Below are 16,630 nucleotides of genomic sequence, written 5' to 3' on the forward strand. Positions count from 1 at the left end.
CCCCTGTACCCCCGGGCTCCGGCCAGCAAAATCGCCGCTACGCGGTCCCTTCGACTTATCCCTGCAGGCTTCGGGTCGGGCCGAGGCAGCGTCCGTGCAAAACACGGCCCTCAGCCCGCATCCATGCGGGCTGCCCCGGCCTTCCGGGAACGTCTCAGCGATTTTGAGGCCGTCAGCACCGGCAGTTTCAGCAACAATGGTGAATAAATTAACGGCAGGTCGCACGAACCGTATGCCGGGCAAGGCGTGAGCCGCCGCCCGGCATAAAAGCAGCGCCGTGCCTGCGGTTATCGCCCGGCGGCGCTGCGCTTGCCGGGCCGACGGTATAGGGGCTTACGGGATCCTCCCGTAGGCCGGATAAGGCGAAGCCGCCATCCGGCACAAAGGCAGGTATGGCGCCGGAGGTGTCCTGCCCGACGGCGCTGCGCTTGCCGGGCCTGGGGTATATGGGCTTACGGGAGGCTCCCGTAGGCCGGATAAGGCGAAGCCGCCATCCGGCACAAAGGCGGGAATGGCACCGGTGGTGTCCTCCCCGGCGGCGCTGCGCTTGCCGGGTCGGGGAGTGGGATTCCGCGGAGCGTTTCGCGAAAAAACACCCGCCCCTCAAACAAGAAGGCCGGTTAGCATCGCTAACCGGCCTTCTTTATCCGCTTCTGCACCGCGCGTCAGTCGTGGCGCGGATACTCCGGCGTGTTGATCCAGGCGTGGTCATCTTCCCAGGTGAACAGCCATTTCCGGTCCGGCCCGGCCATCACGTTCAGATAGTAGCTGTCGTAACCGGCAATCGCTGCCACCGGATGGTAACCGCGCGGCACCATCACCACATCGTGGTTGTAGGGCGCCATACAGGCGTCCAGGCTGCGGTCATCGGTGTAGACCCGCTGGAAGGCAAAGCCCTGCGGCGGATCGAAGCGGTGATAGTAGGTTTCTTCCAGCTGCGTCTCTTTGCCCGGCTGGGCGGTATCATGCTTATGCGACGGCCACGAACTGGTGGCCCCCTCGTCGGTGTAGACCTCCACCACCAGCAGGCAGTCCGCCTCGGCGCTGTCCGGCAGAATATTATGCACCCGACGCTGGTTGCGCCCTTTCCCACGGTGCTCTACGCCGACGTCTTCCGGCCGAATGAGGCGTGCCGGGAAGCTGCCTTTGCCCGGCGCGCTGCATACCGCCAGCTCCAGATCGGAATCGGCAGTCACCTCGACTTTATCCTGCGGCGGGATGTAGACCGACCACGGCGGGGTGCGTTCAAACGGCGACATCCGTTTACCGAGATTCGGGAAATCGGCATGTTGCGTTTTCACCGACGCCAGCCCAGCGACCAGCACCAGGCACAGCTCGCGATCGCCGCTCTCCAGCGTCACGGTCTGCCCTTTTTTCAACATCCAGACATCAAAGCCGATATAGCGCCAACCGGCGCTTTGCGGCGTAATATGCTGGATCTGTCCCTCTTTTCGCGATTTAGCCAGTAACGACATGGCGCTCTCCTTCGTCGATTAACCTAACGTCGGCATGCTGAATTCAGATACGGTCTGCTGCCCTGCCGGCCAGCGTACGGTGGCGGTCTTCATACGCGTGTAGAAGCGCACGCCGTCCGGCCCGTGGACGTTCAACGCGCCAAACACCGAGCGCTTCCAGCCGCCGAAGCTGTGGAACGCCATCGGCACCGGGACCGGCACGTTCACCCCGACCATCCCCGCCTGCACGTCGTGGACGAATTCACGCGCGGTGTGGCCGTTGCTGGTGAAAACGGCGCTGCCGTTGCCAAACTCGTGGCTGTTGACCAGCTCAAGGGCGCTGTCATAGTCCGCCGCGCGCACAATCCCCAGCACCGGGCCAAAGATCTCTTCGCGCCAGATGGTCATCTCCGGGGTGACGTGATCGAACAGGGTGCCGCCGACATAGTAGCCCGCGTCGTAACCCGGCACGCGCAGTTTGCGGCCATCGACCACCAGTTTTGCCCCTTCGCTTTCGCCTTTATCAATATAGCCGAGCACTTTTTTTCTGGTGGGTATCAGACACCACCGGTCCCATCTCGTTCTCTTCCTGGCCGCGCATGCAGCCCGGACCTACTTTCAGCGCTTCCACCAGCGGCTTCAGGCGGGCGATCAGTTTGTCGGCGGTTTCATCTCCCACCGCCACCACCACCGGCAGCGCCATGCAGCGCTCGCCTGCGGAGCCAAAAGCGCCGCCCATAATGGCGTTAACGGTAGCGTCGAGATCGGCATCCGGCATCACAATCGCGTGGTTTTTTGCGGCGCCAAAGGCCTGCACGCGCTTGCCGTGGGCGCTGGCGGTCTTATAGATATACTCCGCCACGCCGGAGGAGCCGACGAAGCTCACAGCCGCAATACGCGGGTCAGTGTACAGCTGCTCAGCATCTTCATTGCTGCAGTGCACGACGTTAAACACGCCGTCCGGCAGACCAGCCTCTTTCAGCAGCTCTGCCAGACGCACAGCGGCCGTCGGCGCCAGCGCGGGCGGCTTGAGGACGAAACTGTTGCCGCAGGCCAGCGCCAGCGGGAACATCCACATCGGCACCATCGCCGGGAAGTTGAACGGGGTGATCCCTGCCACCACGCCCAGGGGCTGCATCAACGAGTAGCTGTCGACGCCGGTGCCGACGTCAGAGGAGTATTCGCCTTTAATCAGGTGCGGGATCCCGCAGGCGAATTCGACCACTTCCATACCGCGGGTCAGCTCGCCCAGCGCATCCGACCACACCTTACCGTGCTCGCTGACGATGATCCCCGCCAGCTCTTCCACGTGCTGCTCCAGCAACATTTTGAAGTTGAACAGCACGCGGGCGCGGCGCAGCGGCGTGGTACGGGACCAGCTGTCAAACGCATCGCGAGCAACCTGAATCGCCTCGGAGACTTCCTGCGCGGTTGACACCGTGACTTCGCGCACCGCTTTGCCCGTCGCCGGGTCGTACACCGGCATCGTTTCGTTGCTGCTGCTAATAACGGTTTTCCCGCCAATAAAGTTTCCTGTGATCGTCATGTTCTCGCCTCATAGTGAAGGGGGCCAGCGCACACCGGCCCGTCGCTGATTCTGCTGTGCTATAACCGTAGTAAAATGAAATTTATATTTCAACATTGTTGTGAAATGAAATTTCATTTTGGTGATAACAGTCGCATTTTGCGCTAACCGGTCGCCTGTGCGCTTCCCGCATCGCACCTCGTTGCCCTCGACGCCAGGCTTCCCGCCGCTGTCGCGCCGGCAGTCGGTGCCGGTGATATTTTGCGAGACAGCTCAAACATTCATCATTTCCATTCTTGCTAATTTTGGAATAAACGTTTTGACTGTTAGCCAATTGAACGAACCCACCCCCTCTTCCGTCAGGAGTGTCCTATGGCCATCGCAATGCAACGTTTTTGTATTAACCGCAAAATCGCGCCAGCGCTCAGCATTGAAGCGTTTTTCCGTCTGGTGAACCGTCTGGGCCTGAATAAGGTCGAGCTGCGCAACGATTTACCCAGTGGAAAAGTGACCGACGATCTGAGCCATCAGCAGGTGCGCGAGCTGGCGGCGCGCTACCACATCGAGATCCTGACGATTAACGCGGTCTACCCCTTTAACCGTCGTAGCGAAGAGGTGCGGCAGTTGACCGAATCGCTGCTGAAAGAGGCCCAGGCCATCGGTGCCAAATCGCTGGTGCTCTGTCCGCTCAACGACGGCAGCGAGGTGCCGGCCAGCGAAACCCTTGGCGCCCTGCGCGACCTGGCGCCGCTGTTCGCCTTCTATGGCATCCACGGCCTGGTGGAGCCGCTGGGCTTCCCGCAAAGCTCGCTGCGTTCTGCGCACCAGGCGCAGACGCTGATCCACGACGCCCGCGTGCCGTTTAAGCTGCTGATCGATACCTTCCATCACCATCTTTACCCGCAGGCGGCGGACGAGTTCAGCCAGGTAGAGGTGGCGGATATCGGGCTGGTGCACCTTTCAGGAGTGGACGATAGCCGTCCGCGCGAGCAGCTCACCGATGCCGAGCGCATCATGCTAACCCCGAAGGATCGTCTCGGCACCTGCGAGCAGGTTAAAGCGCTGGAAGCCCGCGGCTATCAGGGGGTGTACGCTTTTGAGCCCTTCGCCCCCGAGCTGGCGCAATGGAGCGAAGCGGATATCGAGCGCGAAATTGAGCAGAGCATCGCGCTCATCCAGCGCCACTGCGCCTGAGACCCTCACGGTACAGCGTGCGCGGCGCGTGACGATTTTCCCAACGCCGGACGACGAGGTTGCCTATAATCGTCGCAGGATAAATGGAGGAATCGACCATGAGCTCACCCCTGTTGATTGCGCGCACGCTGGATAACGCGCTCTATTTACTGCCCGCGATGGCCAACCGCCATGGGCTTATCACCGGTGCGACCGGCACCGGTAAAACCGTCACCCTGCAGAAGCTGGCTGAGTCGTTCTCGGAGATTGGCGTGCCGGTATTTATGGCCGACGTCAAGGGCGACCTGACCGGCATTGCCGCCGCGGGGCAGAGCTCAGAGAAACTGCAGGCGCGGCTGGAGAAGATCGGCGTCAGCGACTGGGAGCCGCACGCCAACCCGGTGGTGCTCTGGGATATCTTTGGCGAGAAGGGCCACCCGGTGCGGGCGACGGTTTCCGATCTCGGCCCCCTGCTGCTGGCGCGCCTGCTCAATCTCAACGAGGTGCAGAGCGGCGTACTGAACATTATTTTCCGCATCGCGGACGACCGCGGCCTGCTGCTGCTCGACTTCAAAGACCTCCGCGCAATCACCCAGTTTATCGGCGATAACGCCAAGTCTTTCCAGAACCAGTACGGCAATATTAACAGCGCCTCGATCGGCGCCATCCAGCGCGGGCTGTTGACCCTGGAGCAACAGGGCGCCGAGCACTTCTTCGGCGAGCCGATGCTGGATATTGCCGACTGGATGCGCGTCGATGCCAGCGGTAAAGGGGTGATCAATATCCTTAGCGCCGAAAAGCTCTACCAGATGCCGAAGCTGTACGCCGCCAGCCTGCTGTGGATGCTCTCCGAGCTCTACGAGCGCCTGCCGGAAGCCGGCGACCTCGATAAACCGAAGCTGGTGTTCTTCTTCGATGAGGCGCATCTGCTGTTCAACGACGCGCCGCAGGTGCTGCTGGATAAAATTGAACAGGTGATCCGCCTTATCCGCTCCAAGGGCGTCGGCGTCTACTTTGTCTCGCAGAACCCGGCGGATATTCCCGACGCCGTGATCGGCCAGCTGGGCAACCGCGTGCAGCATGCCCTGCGCGCCTTTACGCCGAAGGACCAGAAGGCGGTGAAAACCGCCGCCCAGACCATGCGCGCCAACCCGGCCTTCAGTACCGAACAGGCGATCCAGGAGCTGGGCACCGGCGAGGCGCTGATCTCCTTCCTCGATGAGAAAGGCAGCCCGTCGGTGGTCGAGCGGGCGATGGTTATCGCCCCCTGCTCGCGAATGGGGCCGGTCAGCGATGACGAGCGCAATGGTCTGCTGAACCACTCGCCGCTGTACGGTAAGTATGAGGAGGAGGTGGACCGCGAGTCGGCTTTCGAAATGCTGCAGCAAGGGGTGCAGGTCGCCACCGGGCAGCAGTCGGCTCCGCCGGCGAAGGGCCAGCAGAACGGCGATGACGACGGGCTGCTTGGCGGCCTGAAAGATATCCTGTTCGGCAGCACCGGCCCGCGAGGCGGTAAACGCGACGGTATCGTGCAGACCGCAGCGAAAAGCGCGGTTCGCCAGGTCACCAATCAGATCGTCCGCGGTATGCTGGGCAGCCTGCTGGGCGGACGCAAGCGCTAAAAAAAAGCCCCCTCATCGCTGAGGGGGCTTACGTTTCAGGCTTACCCGCTAGGCCTTGCGCATCATCAGCCAGAGGCTTATCAGGAAGAAGCTGGCGCTCGGCAACAGCGCGCCGATGATCGGCGGTATGCCGTAGACCAGGGTCAGCGGGCCGAAAATCTGGTCGAGGACATAGAAGATAAAGCCGAAGCTAATCCCCGTCACCACCCGCACGCCCATCGGCACGCTACGCAGCGGGCCAAAGATAAACGACAGCGCCATCAGCATCATCACCGCCACCGACAGCGGCTGGAAGATTTTGCTCCACATATTGAGCTGGTAGCGTCCCGGATCCTGGCCGCTGGACTTCAGGTATTTCACATAGTTGTGCAGCCCGCTGATCGACAGCGCATCCGGATCCAGGGCAACCACGCCCAGTTTGTCCGGCGTCAGGTTGGTTTTCCAGGTGCCGCTCACCATCTGCGACCCGGTCACCTGCTTTGGATCGGTCAGGTCGGATTCATCCACCTGCGACAGACGCCACACTTTATTTTCGCTATCGAATTTTGCCGAAGCGGCATAGCGCACCGACTGTAAACGACGCTCCGGGTTGAAGGCATAGATGCTGACCGCCCCCCAGCTCATCGTTGCCTTTTACGCGTTCGATATAGACAAAGTTGTGGCCATCTTTCGCCCACACGCCCCTGCTGGGTTGAGAGCAGCGAGCCGCCGTACATCTGCTGGGCACGGTAGTTGCGCGCCATCTGTTCGCCCTGCGGCGCCACCCACTCGCCGATGGCCATGGTCAGCAGCACCAGCGGGATCGCGGTTTTCATTACCGCCAGCGCTACCTGCAGCCGGGTGAAACCGGATGCCTGCATCACCACCAGTTCGCTGCGCTGGGCCAGCATCCCCAGCCCCAGCAGCGCGCCAAGCAGCGCCGCCATTGGGAAGAAGATCTGGATGTCCTTCGGCACGCTGAGGATGGTGTAGAGACCAGCGCCCAGCGCATCGTAGCTGCCCTGCCCGGACTTTTTCAGCTGATCGACAAACTTGATAATGCCGGAGAGCGACACCAGCATGAACAGGGTCATCATGATGGTGTTGAAAATCGTCTTACCGATATAACGGTCAAGTACGCCAAACGCCTGCATCAGGCCGCTCCTTTATTAAAACGGGCGCGGAAGCGGCGCATCGGCACCGTGTCCCACAGGTTTAACAGCACCGCCAGCGCAAAATAGAGCAGGTTAATCGCCCACATCCAGATAGCCGGGTCCATTTTGCCTTTGCCGCCGTTCGATTTAATCGACGTTTGCAGCAGGAAGAACACCAGGTAAAGCAGCATCGCCGGCAGCATCGACAGCACGCGGCCCTGACGCGGGTTCACCACGCTGAGCGGCACCACCATCAGCGCCATAATGAAGACGGTCGCCACCAGCGTGAAGCGCCAGTGCAGTTCGGCGCGCGCGCGGTCGGTGTGGGTTTTCCACAAGGTGCGCATATCCATCTGTTCGGTGTCGTCCGGATCGGCGCTCACCGCCTGGTGGCCGATAATAGCCTGATAGTTATTGAAGTCGGTAATGCGGAAGTCGCGCAGCATCGCGGTGCCTTCAAAGCGGGTGCCCTTGTTGAGGGTCACCACCTGCGAGCCGTCTTTCTGCTGCGACAGCTCGCCGGAATCCGCCACTACCACCGAGGGGCGCGCATTGCCTTTCGGACGCAGCTGGGCAAGGAAGACGTCATGGAAGCGGTTGCCGTTGACGCTTTCGATAAACATCACCGCGTTACCATCGCTGGCCTGCTGGAACTGGCCCTGGGCCAGCGCCGCCATACCGGGGTTAGCTTTAGCTTCGGCCAGCACTTCGTCCTGATGGCGCGACGACCACGGCCCCGCCCACATAACGTTGACCGCCGCCACCGCGCCGGTGAACAGCGCGAGGATCATCGCCGCCTTGATCAGCACGGCTTTGCTCAGGCCGCAGGCGTGCATCACCGTAATTTCACTTTCGGTGTACAGCTTGCCGAGGGTCATCAGCAGGCCAAGGAACAGACTTAACGGCAGGATAAGCTGCGCCATCTCCGGGATGCCGAGCCCCAACAGCGAGAGCACCAGATTGGTTGGGATATCGCCATCCACCGCGGCGCCGAGGATCCTGACTAATTTCTGACAAAAGAAAATCAGTAACAGGATGAATAGGATCGCCAACTGGCTTTTCAGCGTCTCACGAACCAGATATCTTATGATTATCACTATAAATACGCCCGTAAAAACCCGTTTTAGTGCAGGAAAATTGCTTGTTTCATGGCTTAAACGTCATTTATTCTCTTTGGTCGTCGAAAACGTCGCTAAGATTAAATGACTCATCGGTTCTGCATGTCAGGATCTTTTCTGACGAACCCAGGCCTTAATAACGTTAAGATTAACACGAAGTCACCGCAACAGCGGATATGAGTTACGAAAGCTTGCAATTATATACTCAATGGATTTCGAGTTGTAAGAAGGCAGCAGGGCTGTGGCCCCTGGCGCGCACAATGTGCCACGTCAGGGTAAGCAGGCGCAGCCGGCGCATCTGCAACTTGAAAGGCGACGAGTATAGCCGTAGCCACCACTGTTGTCTTTAAGATTCAGGAGCATAGTGCATGGAGTTCAGTGTAAAAAGCGGTAGCCCGGAGAAGCAGCGGAGCGCCTGTATCGTGGTCGGCGTCTTTGAACCACGTCGCCTCTCCCCCATCGCCGAACAACTCGATAAAATCAGCGACGGCTACATCAGCGCCCTGCTGCGTCGCGGCGAGCTGGAAGGCAAACCTGGCCAGACGTTATTGCTGCACCATGTGCCAAACATTCTGTCTGAGCGCATTCTGCTGATTGGCTGCGGCAAAGAGCGCGAGCTGGATGAGCGTCAGTATAAGCAGGTCATCCAGAAAACCATCAATACCCTGAATGATACCGGCTCAATGGAAGCCGTCTGCTTCCTGACCGAGCTGCACGTCAAAGGCCGTAACAACTACTGGAAAGTTCGCCAGGCGGTTGAAACCGCTAAAGAGACGCTGTACAGCTTCGACCAGCTGAAGACCAACAAAAGCGAGCCGCGTCGCCCGCTGCGTAAAATGGTCTTTAACGTGCCGACCCGTCGCGAGCTGACCAGTGGCGAACGCGCCATTCAGCATGGCCTGGCGATTGCCGCCGGCATCAAAGCGGCGAAAGATCTTGGCAATATGCCGCCGAACATCTGTAACGCCGCCTATCTGGCCTCTCAGGCGCGTCAGCTGGCCGATACCTACAGCAAAAACGTCATCACCCGGGTGATCGGCGAACAGCAGATGCGCGAGCTGGGGATGAACGCCTACCTCGCCGTCGGCAATGGGTCGCAGAACGAGTCGCTGATGTCGGTCATCGAATATAAAGGTAACCCGGCTGAGGACGCGCGCCCTATCGTGCTGGTCGGTAAAGGCCTGACCTTCGACTCTGGCGGTATCTCCATCAAGCCTGCCGAAGGCATGGACGAGATGAAGTACGACATGTGCGGCGCGGCGGCGGTGTACGGCGTGATGCGGATGGTTGCCGAACTGCAGCTGCCGCTGAACGTCATCGGCGTGCTGGCGGGCTGTGAAAACATGCCTGGCGGCCGCGCCTATCGTCCGGGTGACGTCCTGACCACTATGTCCGGCCAGACGGTGGAAGTGCTGAACACCGACGCCGAAGGCCGCCTGGTGCTGTGCGACGTCCTGACCTACGTTGAGCGCTTCGAGCCGGAAGCGGTTATCGACGTGGCGACGCTGACCGGGGCCTGCGTGATTGCCCTCGGCCATCACATCACCGGCCTGATGTCGAACCATAACCCGCTGGCCCATGAGCTGATCGGCGCCTCCGAACTGGCGGGCGACCGCGCATGGCGTTTGCCGCTGGCCGACGAGTTCCAGGATCAGCTGGAGTCCAATTTTGCCGATATGGCGAACATTGGCGGCCGTCCTGGCGGCGCGATCACCGCCGGCTGTTTCCTGTCGCGCTTCACCCGCAAGTACAACTGGGCGCACCTCGACATCGCCGGTACTGCCTGGCGTTCCGGTAAGGCCAAAGGCGCGACCGGTCGTCCGGTGGCGCTGCTGTCGCAGTTCCTGCTCAATCGTGCGGGTTTTAACGGCGAAGAGTGATGTGACATGCCGGGTGGCGGCGATGCCTTACCCGGCTTACAAACGGCAGCACACTGTAGGCCGGGTAAGCGTAGCGCCGCCCGGCTTTGCATTTAAATCCACAACAAGAAGCCCCATATATGAAAAACGCAACGTTCTATCTTCTGGACAATGACGCCACCGTCGACGGCCTGAGCGCCGTCGAGCAGCTGGTGTGTGACATTGCCGCAGAACGTTGGCGCAACGGCAAGCGCGTCCTGATCGCCTGCGAAGATGAACAGCAGGCGATTCGTCTCGACGAGGCGCTGTGGTCGCGGCCGCCGGAGAGCTTTGTGCCGCATAATCTGGCGGGCGAAGGCCCGAGAGGCGGCGCGCCGGTAGAGATTGCCTGGCCGCAAAAGCGCAACAGCAGCCCGCGGGATATTCTTATCAGCCTGCGGCTAAACTTTGCAGATTTTGCCACCGCTTTCACAGAAGTGATAGACTTTGTCCCTTACGAAGACAATCTGAAACAACTGGCGCGCGAACGCTATAAGGCGTACCGCATGGCTGGTTTCAACCTGAACACGGCAACCTGGAAATAATGGAAAAGACATACAACCCACAAGATATCGAACAGCCGCTTTACGAGCACTGGGAAAAGCAGGGCTATTTCAAACCGAATGGTGATGAAAGCCAGGAGAGCTTCTGCATCATGATCCCGCCGCCGAACGTCACCGGCAGTTTGCATATGGGTCATGCCTTCCAGCAAACCATCATGGATACCATGATTCGCTACCAGCGCATGCAGGGCAAAAACACCCTGTGGCAGGCCGGTACCGACCACGCAGGTATCGCTACCCAGATGGTGGTTGAGCGTAAGATTGCCGCTGAAGAAGGGAAAACCCGCCACGACTACGGCCGCGACGCCTTTATCGACAAAATCTGGCAGTGGAAAGCGGAATCCGGCGGCACCATTACCCGTCAGATGCGCCGTCTCGGCAACTCCGTGGACTGGGAGCGCGAGCGCTTCACCATGGACGAGGGGCTTTCCAATGCCGTGAAAGAAGTCTTTGTTCGCCTGTACAAAGAAGACCTGATCTACCGCGGCAAACGCCTGGTTAACTGGGACCCGAAACTGCGCACCGCCATTTCCGACCTCGAAGTGGAAAACCGCGAATCGAAAGGTTCCATGTGGCACATCCGCTACCCGCTGGCCGATGGTGCGAAAACCGCTGACGGTAAAGATTACCTGGTGGTCGCCACCACCCGTCCGGAAACCCTGCTGGGCGATACCGGCGTGGCCGTTAACCCGGAAGATCCGCGCTACAAAGATCTGATTGGCAAATTCGTGGTGCTGCCGCTGGTTAACCGCCGCATCCCGATCGTGGGCGACGAGCACGCCGACATGGAAAAAGGCACCGGCTGCGTGAAGATCACCCCGGCGCACGACTTTAACGACTACGAAGTGGGTCGTCGTCACCAGCTGCCGATGATCAACATCCTCACCTTTGACGGCGACATCCGCGAAAGCGCGGAAGTCTACGACACCAAAGGCAATGAATCCGACGTCTACTCCAGCGAGATCCCGGCGGAGTTCCAGAAACTGGAACGCTTCGCGGCGCGTAAAGCCGTTGTTGCGGCAGTTGACGCCCTCGGCCTGCTGGAAGAGATCAAACCGCACGACCTGACCGTCCCTTACGGCGATCGCGGCGGCGTGGTGATCGAGCCGATGCTGACCGACCAGTGGTACGTGCGCGCGGACGTGCTGGCCAAGCCAGCAGTCGAGGCCGTTGAAAACGGCGACATCCAGTTCGTACCGAAGCAGTACGAAAACATGTACTTCTCCTGGATGCGCGATATTCAGGACTGGTGTATCTCCCGTCAGCTGTGGTGGGGTCACCGCATCCCGGCATGGTATGACAACGACGGCAACGTCTACGTAGGCCGTAGCGAAGACGAAGTGCGTCAGGAAAACAACCTGAGCGCCGACGTTGCCCTGCGTCAGGATGAAGACGTTCTCGATACCTGGTTCTCCTCCGCGCTGTGGACCTTCTCCACCCTCGGCTGGCCGGAAAACACCGACGCCCTGCGTCAGTTCCACCCGACCAGCGTGATGGTGTCCGGCTTCGACATTATCTTCTTCTGGATCGCCCGCATGATCATGATGACCATGCACTTCATCAAAGATGAAAACGGTAAACCGCAGGTTCCGTTTAAGACCGTCTACATGACCGGTCTGATCCGCGATGACGAAGGCCAGAAGATGTCCAAGTCCAAGGGTAACGTCATTGACCCGCTGGATATGGTTGACGGCATCACCCTGCCGGAGCTGCTGGAAAAACGTACCGGCAACATGATGCAGCCGCAGCTGGCGGATAAAATCCGCAAGCGTACCGAGAAACAGTTCCCGAACGGCATCGAGCCGCACGGCACCGACGCCCTGCGCTTCACCCTGGCGGCGCTGGCCTCTACCGGCCGCGACATCAACTGGGATATGAAGCGTCTGGAAGGTTACCGTAACTTCTGTAATAAGCTGTGGAACGCCAGCCGCTTCGTGCTGATGAACACCGAAGATCAGGATTGCGGCTTCAACGGCGGCGAAATGGTGCTCTCCCTGGCCGACCGCTGGATCATCGCGGAATTCAACCACTCCGTGAAAGCGTATCGCGAAGCGCTGGATAACTTCCGCTTCGATATCGCCGCCGGTATCCTGTATGAGTTCACCTGGAACCAGTTCTGCGACTGGTACCTGGAGCTGACCAAGCCGGTTATGAACGGTGGCAGCGAAGCGGAGCTGCGCGGGACTCGCCATACGCTGGTAACCGTGCTGGAAGGTCTGCTGCGCCTGGCGCATCCGATCATTCCGTTCATTACCGAAACCATCTGGCAGCGCGTGAAAGCGATCTGCGGGATCACCGCCGACACCATCATGCTGCAGCCGTTCCCGCAGTACGATGCTTCTCAGGTGGATGACGCGGCGCTGGCCGACACCGAATGGCTGAAGCAGGCGATCGTCGCCGTGCGTAACATCCGTGCGGAAATGAACATCGCTCCGGGCAAACCGCTGGAACTGCTGCTGCGCGGCTGCAGCAAAGAGGCCGAGCGTCGTGTGAACGACAACCGCAGCTTCCTGCTGAACCTGGCGCGTCTGGAAAGCATTACCGTGCTGCCTGCCGATGATAAAGGTCCGGTCTCGGTGACCAAGATTGTCGACGGCGCCGAGCTGCTGATCCCGATGGCGGGCCTCATCAATAAAGAAGATGAGCTGGCGCGTCTGGCGAAAGAAGTGGCCAAAATCGAAGGTGAAATTGGCCGCATCGAGAGCAAGCTGGCCAACGAAGGCTTTGTCGCCCGCGCGCCGGAAGCAGTGATCGCTAAAGAGCGCGAGAAGCTGGAAGGCTACGCGGAAGCGAAAGCGAAGCTGATTGAGCAGCAGGCGGTGATCGCCGCGCTGTGATCCTCCCGCCCCTTGCCACCCGGCAAGGGGCGTTTTTTATGAAACATCCTCGCTTGCGCTTTCCCCTGTCGCGATGTTATTAACATCATCATTCGTCTTTTTTGGGTAATGAGTCATTGTATGAATACGAGCGTCCCCGCGGCGACGTTGCTGCGTCGCATTACGGCGGCAGACAATGCCGCCATCGCCAGGGTCATCCGCCAGGTCTCGGCTGAATATGGCCTGACCGCCGATAAAGGCTATACGGTCGCCGACCCGAATCTCGATGAGCTGTATGAGCTGTACAGCCAGCCGGGCTCCGCCTACTGGGTGGTGGAGCAAGAGGGGGAAGTGGTTGGCGGCGGCGGCGTCGCGCCGCTCGCCTGCAGCGAGCCGGATATCTGCGAGCTGCAGAAAATGTATTTTATGACCAGCGCCCGCGGCCAGGGGCTGGCGAAGAAGCTGGCGCTGCTGGCGCTGGACTACGCCCGCGAACAAGGGTTTAAGCGCTGCTATCTGGAAACCACCGCCTTCCTGACGGAGGCGATCGGCTTATATGAACATCTTGGCTTCGAGCACATTGACGGGCCGCTGGGCTGCACCGGCCACGTGGACTGCGAAGTACGGATGCTGAAAACGCTGTAGCGCCTCGATATCGCAGGCGTCCCCGGTAGCGCTACGCTTACCGGGGCTACAGTTCGGTAGCCCGGCTAAGCGTAGCGCGAGCCGGGTATGTCCCGAATGGCACCTTACCCGTGCTCGCGGTGCCGTTTTTTTGTCGGGTGGCGGCTAACCTTACCCGACCTACGGCCCGTACCATTGCGAGCTGAAGCTCTCAACGCTATCTCTCCCCATGGCTACTGAAACTGCCGGTGTTAGTGGCTACCGGGGCTACAGGGCCCGAATATCGTGGGTTACGCCGCTACCGGCACACCGCTGTGAAAGCGGAACTCGGCCTCGGGACGGAGGATCAGCGCCGCTTCCGCCTCGCCGAGCTGGCGCACCCGCTCGCTGATATCTTCTCCGGCAATCTTCTGCGCCAGATCCAGATAGTCCTGATAGTGACGCGCCTCGGAGCGCAGCAGCGACAGGTAGAACTTCTGCAGATCGTCGTCCAGCCACGGCGCCAGGGCGGCAAAGCGTTCGCAGGAGCGGGCCTCGATATAGGCGCCGCAGATCAGCTTATCGATCAGCATCACCGGCTCATGCGAGCGCACTTCGCGCCGCAGGCCGCGGGCATAGTTGCTGGCGGTGATTTTGACGTAGGGGATATCGCGCGCCAGCATCATCTCCCGCACCTGCCAGAAGTGATGCAGTTCCTCTTTAATCAACAAAATCATGTTGTCCAGCAGCTGGCGGCCCCACGGGTCGTCGGTCTGCGGCATGGCGCTTTTGTTGATCTGTTTATGCAGAGCGACAAAATCCGGCTCCGGCCCCCGGCGGTAGGTGAAGTCTTCGTACGGCTTCAGGCAGGCCAACAGTTCGTCGGCGTCAGCTTTATCCGCGACGTAGCGACGCACCAGCAGCATGGCGTTCTGCGCCGCTTTCAGCTCGCACACCATATGGTCGGTCAGTAGCAGCGGCAGGTTTTCCGGCTTGCGGGCTTCGTCAATCCACGCCTGCGGCGTCGGGCAGTGCAGGAAGTTGATAATCGGGGAAAGAATTTGCGGGTAATCCATGGAGGTTCCTTGCTATACGGCGGCAGGCGCCGCCGTATCCATCTACGACATTTGCGACTTAGTGGCGAACACCATCGTCGTCTTCATCGACATACTCTTCGTCATCGTCGTCGCCGTCTTCACCGTTCGGGTCCTCATAATAGGTGCCCCAACCGTCATACTCGACGTCATATTTTTCTGCCAGCGTCATCAGCTGTTCCACCTGGGCATCGATCAGGTCTGCGTTCAGCGCGCATTCGCTCAGAATATCGCAGCAGATGACCATGTCACCCTCTTCCACTTCCAGCTCTTCGGGCTCGGTCACTTCGTAGCCCAGCTTGAACGCTTCAACCGCCACTTTCTCCAGGGTTTCGAAATCGTCTGCAGAGAGGTGATGCTCAATCGTGTACAGTGCGTCCGGATCGCTGCCATCTTCCAGCAGCTCTTCGATAATCAGACGCGTCTCTTCACGCTGTTCTTCCAGGTGTTCCGGGTTTGCCATGGCTCGTTCCTCATAATGTGCGGCAGTTATCCCTATTGTCACATACCGCCGTCATTGCCTCCACTTCTCAGTGAAAGATTTCGATCACAGACTTGCAAATGAATATTCATACATATAAATTGAATTTTAATTCAATTAGTGGCCTATGCCAGGTGAGGGAACCATGTCTGCGTTTTACCAGAAGCATTTTTTAAAGTTACTCGATTTTACGCCTGCAGAAATCACCGCCCTGCTCGAGCTGGCGGCAAAGCTGAAAGCCGATAAGAAAAACGGTATCGAAGTCCAGAAACTGGCAGGAAAAAACATCGCGCTCATCTTCGAAAAAGACTCAACCCGTACACGATGCTCTTTCGAAGTTGCCGCATACGATCAAGGCGCCCGCGTGACCTATCTGGGGCCCAGCGGCAGCCAGATTGGCCATAAAGAGTCGATCAAGGACACCGCCCGCGTGCTCGGACGGATGTACGACGGCATTCAGTACCGCGGCCACGGCCAGGAAGTGGTAGAGACCCTGGCGCAATACGCCGGCGTGCCGGTGTGGAACGGCCTCACCAACGAGTTCCACCCCACCCAGCTGCTGGCGGACCTGCTGACCATGAAAGAGCATCTGCCGGGCAAAGCCTTTAACCAGATGACGCTGGTCTACGCCGGCGACGCGCGCAACAACATGGGCAATTCGATGCTGGAAGCCGCCGCGTTGACCGGTCTGGATCTGCGCCTGGTGGCGCCATCGGCCTGCTGGCCGGAGGCCGCGCTGGTGGAGACCTGCACCGCGCTGGCCAAACAGCAGGGCGGCAACATCACCCTGACGGAAGATATCGCCGCGGGGGTGAAAGGCGCCGATTTTATCTATACCGACGTCTGGGTCTCAATGGGCGAGGCGAAGGAAAAATGGGCCGAACGTATCGCCCTGCTGCGCGACTATCAGGTTAACAGCGCGATGCTGGCGCTCACCGGCAACCCGCAGGTCAAGTTCCTCCACTGCCTGCCGGCGTTCCACGACGACCAGACCACGCTGGGCAAACAGATGGCTGCCGATTACGGCCTGCACGGCGGCATGGAGGTGACTGACGAGGTGTTTGAGTCGGCGGCGAGCGTGGTTTTCGACCAGGCGGAAAACCGGATGCACACCATCAAAGCGGTGATGGTGGCGACGCTGAGCAAATAA

The 16,630-nt window shown here is 59.7% G+C and carries 11 protein-coding genes and 2 pseudogenes; 7 read left to right on the top strand and 6 right to left on the bottom strand.

Annotation, left to right across the window (positions count from 1 at the left end; all coding sequences use genetic code 11):
• Positions 1-665 precede the first annotated feature (665 nt).
• Both iolB and HMPREF1024_RS0127185 read right to left on the bottom strand, forming a co-directional pair.
• Entirely contained in the window at positions 666-1,475 is an 810-nt protein-coding gene (gene iolB, locus HMPREF1024_RS06595) for a 5-deoxy-glucuronate isomerase (RefSeq protein WP_002886959.1), read from the bottom strand.
• Positions 1,476-1,493: 18 nt separating this feature from the next.
• Positions 1,494-3,000, bottom strand: a pseudogene (locus HMPREF1024_RS0127185) (CoA-acylating methylmalonate-semialdehyde dehydrogenase).
• A gap of 351 nt (positions 3,001-3,351) precedes the next feature.
• Here HMPREF1024_RS0127185 and HMPREF1024_RS06590 point away from each other — a divergent pair.
• Complete coding sequence (locus tag HMPREF1024_RS06590) at positions 3,352-4,173, top strand: TIM barrel protein (protein WP_009309296.1); 822 nt, start codon at positions 3,352-3,354, stop codon at positions 4,171-4,173.
• 98 nt (positions 4,174-4,271) lie between these two features.
• Positions 4,272-5,774, top strand: coding sequence for a helicase HerA-like C-terminal domain-containing protein (locus HMPREF1024_RS06585; RefSeq protein ID WP_009309297.1), 1,503 nt, complete (start codon positions 4,272-4,274; stop codon positions 5,772-5,774).
• A gap of 48 nt (positions 5,775-5,822) precedes the next feature.
• On the opposite strand, the pseudogene lptG reads toward HMPREF1024_RS06585, so the two are convergent.
• Positions 5,823-6,907: pseudogene (gene lptG, locus HMPREF1024_RS0127190) on the bottom strand (LPS export ABC transporter permease LptG).
• Positions 6,907-8,004, bottom strand: a complete 1,098-nt coding sequence (gene lptF, locus HMPREF1024_RS06580) for an LPS export ABC transporter permease LptF (protein WP_002886955.1) — start codon at positions 8,002-8,004, stop codon at positions 6,907-6,909. Before lptF ends, lptG begins: the two are co-directional and overlap by 1 nt.
• 389 nt (positions 8,005-8,393) lie before the next feature.
• Here lptF and pepA point away from each other — a divergent pair, with 389 nt between their 5' ends.
• The 4 genes from pepA to HMPREF1024_RS06560 all read left to right on the top strand — a co-directional run bounded on the left by pepA (position 8,394) and on the right by HMPREF1024_RS06560 (position 13,947).
• A complete protein-coding gene (gene pepA / locus HMPREF1024_RS06575) occupies positions 8,394-9,905 on the top strand; it encodes a leucyl aminopeptidase (protein WP_002886954.1) in 1,512 nt (503 codons plus the stop codon).
• Between the two features lie 119 nt (positions 9,906-10,024).
• Positions 10,025-10,468, top strand: coding sequence for a DNA polymerase III subunit chi (gene holC, locus HMPREF1024_RS06570; RefSeq protein ID WP_002886953.1), 444 nt, complete (start codon positions 10,025-10,027; stop codon positions 10,466-10,468).
• The gene (locus HMPREF1024_RS06565; RefSeq protein WP_009309300.1) at positions 10,468-13,323 is read left to right on the top strand and encodes a valine--tRNA ligase; all 2,856 of its coding nucleotides are present in this window, start codon (positions 10,468-10,470) and stop codon (positions 13,321-13,323) included. Before holC ends, HMPREF1024_RS06565 begins: the two co-directional genes overlap by 1 nt.
• A gap of 120 nt (positions 13,324-13,443) precedes the next feature.
• On the top strand, positions 13,444-13,947 hold the full coding sequence (locus HMPREF1024_RS06560; RefSeq protein ID WP_004152275.1) for a GNAT family N-acetyltransferase: 504 nt from the start codon (positions 13,444-13,446) through the stop codon (positions 13,945-13,947).
• A gap of 269 nt (positions 13,948-14,216) precedes the next feature.
• Here the strand turns inward: HMPREF1024_RS06560 and miaE are convergent, their stop codons facing one another.
• The gene (miaE, locus tag HMPREF1024_RS06555) at positions 14,217-14,981 is read right to left on the bottom strand and encodes a tRNA isopentenyl-2-thiomethyl-A-37 hydroxylase MiaE (RefSeq protein WP_009309301.1); all 765 of its coding nucleotides are present in this window, start codon (positions 14,979-14,981) and stop codon (positions 14,217-14,219) included.
• Between the two features lie 58 nt (positions 14,982-15,039).
• Positions 15,040-15,462: a ribonuclease E inhibitor RraB gene (gene rraB / locus HMPREF1024_RS06550; RefSeq protein ID WP_002886947.1), complete on the bottom strand. Its 423-nt coding sequence runs from the start codon at positions 15,460-15,462 to the stop codon at positions 15,040-15,042.
• 163 nt (positions 15,463-15,625) lie between these two features.
• On the opposite strand from rraB, the gene argF reads away from it, so the two are divergent.
• Positions 15,626-16,630: an ornithine carbamoyltransferase gene (gene argF / locus HMPREF1024_RS06545; RefSeq protein WP_004178387.1), complete on the top strand. Its 1,005-nt coding sequence runs from the start codon at positions 15,626-15,628 to the stop codon at positions 16,628-16,630.

The sequence above is a fragment of the Klebsiella sp. 4_1_44FAA genome, assembly GCF_000238715.1.
In the GTDB taxonomy this organism is placed as follows: Bacteria; Pseudomonadota; Gammaproteobacteria; order Enterobacterales; family Enterobacteriaceae; genus Klebsiella; species Klebsiella pneumoniae.

Bases quoted from the DNA above. Each gene is read 5' to 3' on its own strand.
- iolB (WP_002886959.1), bottom strand. From the start codon at position 1,475: ATGTCGTTACTGGCTAAATCGCGAAAAGAGGGACAGATCCAGCATATT.
- HMPREF1024_RS06590 (WP_009309296.1), top strand. From the start codon at position 3,352: ATGGCCATCGCAATGCAACGTTTTTGTATTAACCGCAAAATCGCGCCA.
- HMPREF1024_RS06585 (WP_009309297.1), top strand. From the start codon at position 4,272: ATGAGCTCACCCCTGTTGATTGCGCGCACGCTGGATAACGCGCTCTAT.
- pepA (WP_002886954.1), top strand. From the start codon at position 8,394: ATGGAGTTCAGTGTAAAAAGCGGTAGCCCGGAGAAGCAGCGGAGCGCC.
- holC (WP_002886953.1), top strand. From the start codon at position 10,025: ATGAAAAACGCAACGTTCTATCTTCTGGACAATGACGCCACCGTCGAC.
- HMPREF1024_RS06565 (WP_009309300.1), top strand. From the start codon at position 10,468: ATGGAAAAGACATACAACCCACAAGATATCGAACAGCCGCTTTACGAG.
- HMPREF1024_RS06560 (WP_004152275.1), top strand. From the start codon at position 13,444: ATGAATACGAGCGTCCCCGCGGCGACGTTGCTGCGTCGCATTACGGCG.
- miaE (WP_009309301.1), bottom strand. From the start codon at position 14,981: ATGGATTACCCGCAAATTCTTTCCCCGATTATCAACTTCCTGCACTGC.
- rraB (WP_002886947.1), bottom strand. From the start codon at position 15,462: ATGGCAAACCCGGAACACCTGGAAGAACAGCGTGAAGAGACGCGTCTG.
- argF (WP_004178387.1), top strand. From the start codon at position 15,626: ATGTCTGCGTTTTACCAGAAGCATTTTTTAAAGTTACTCGATTTTACG.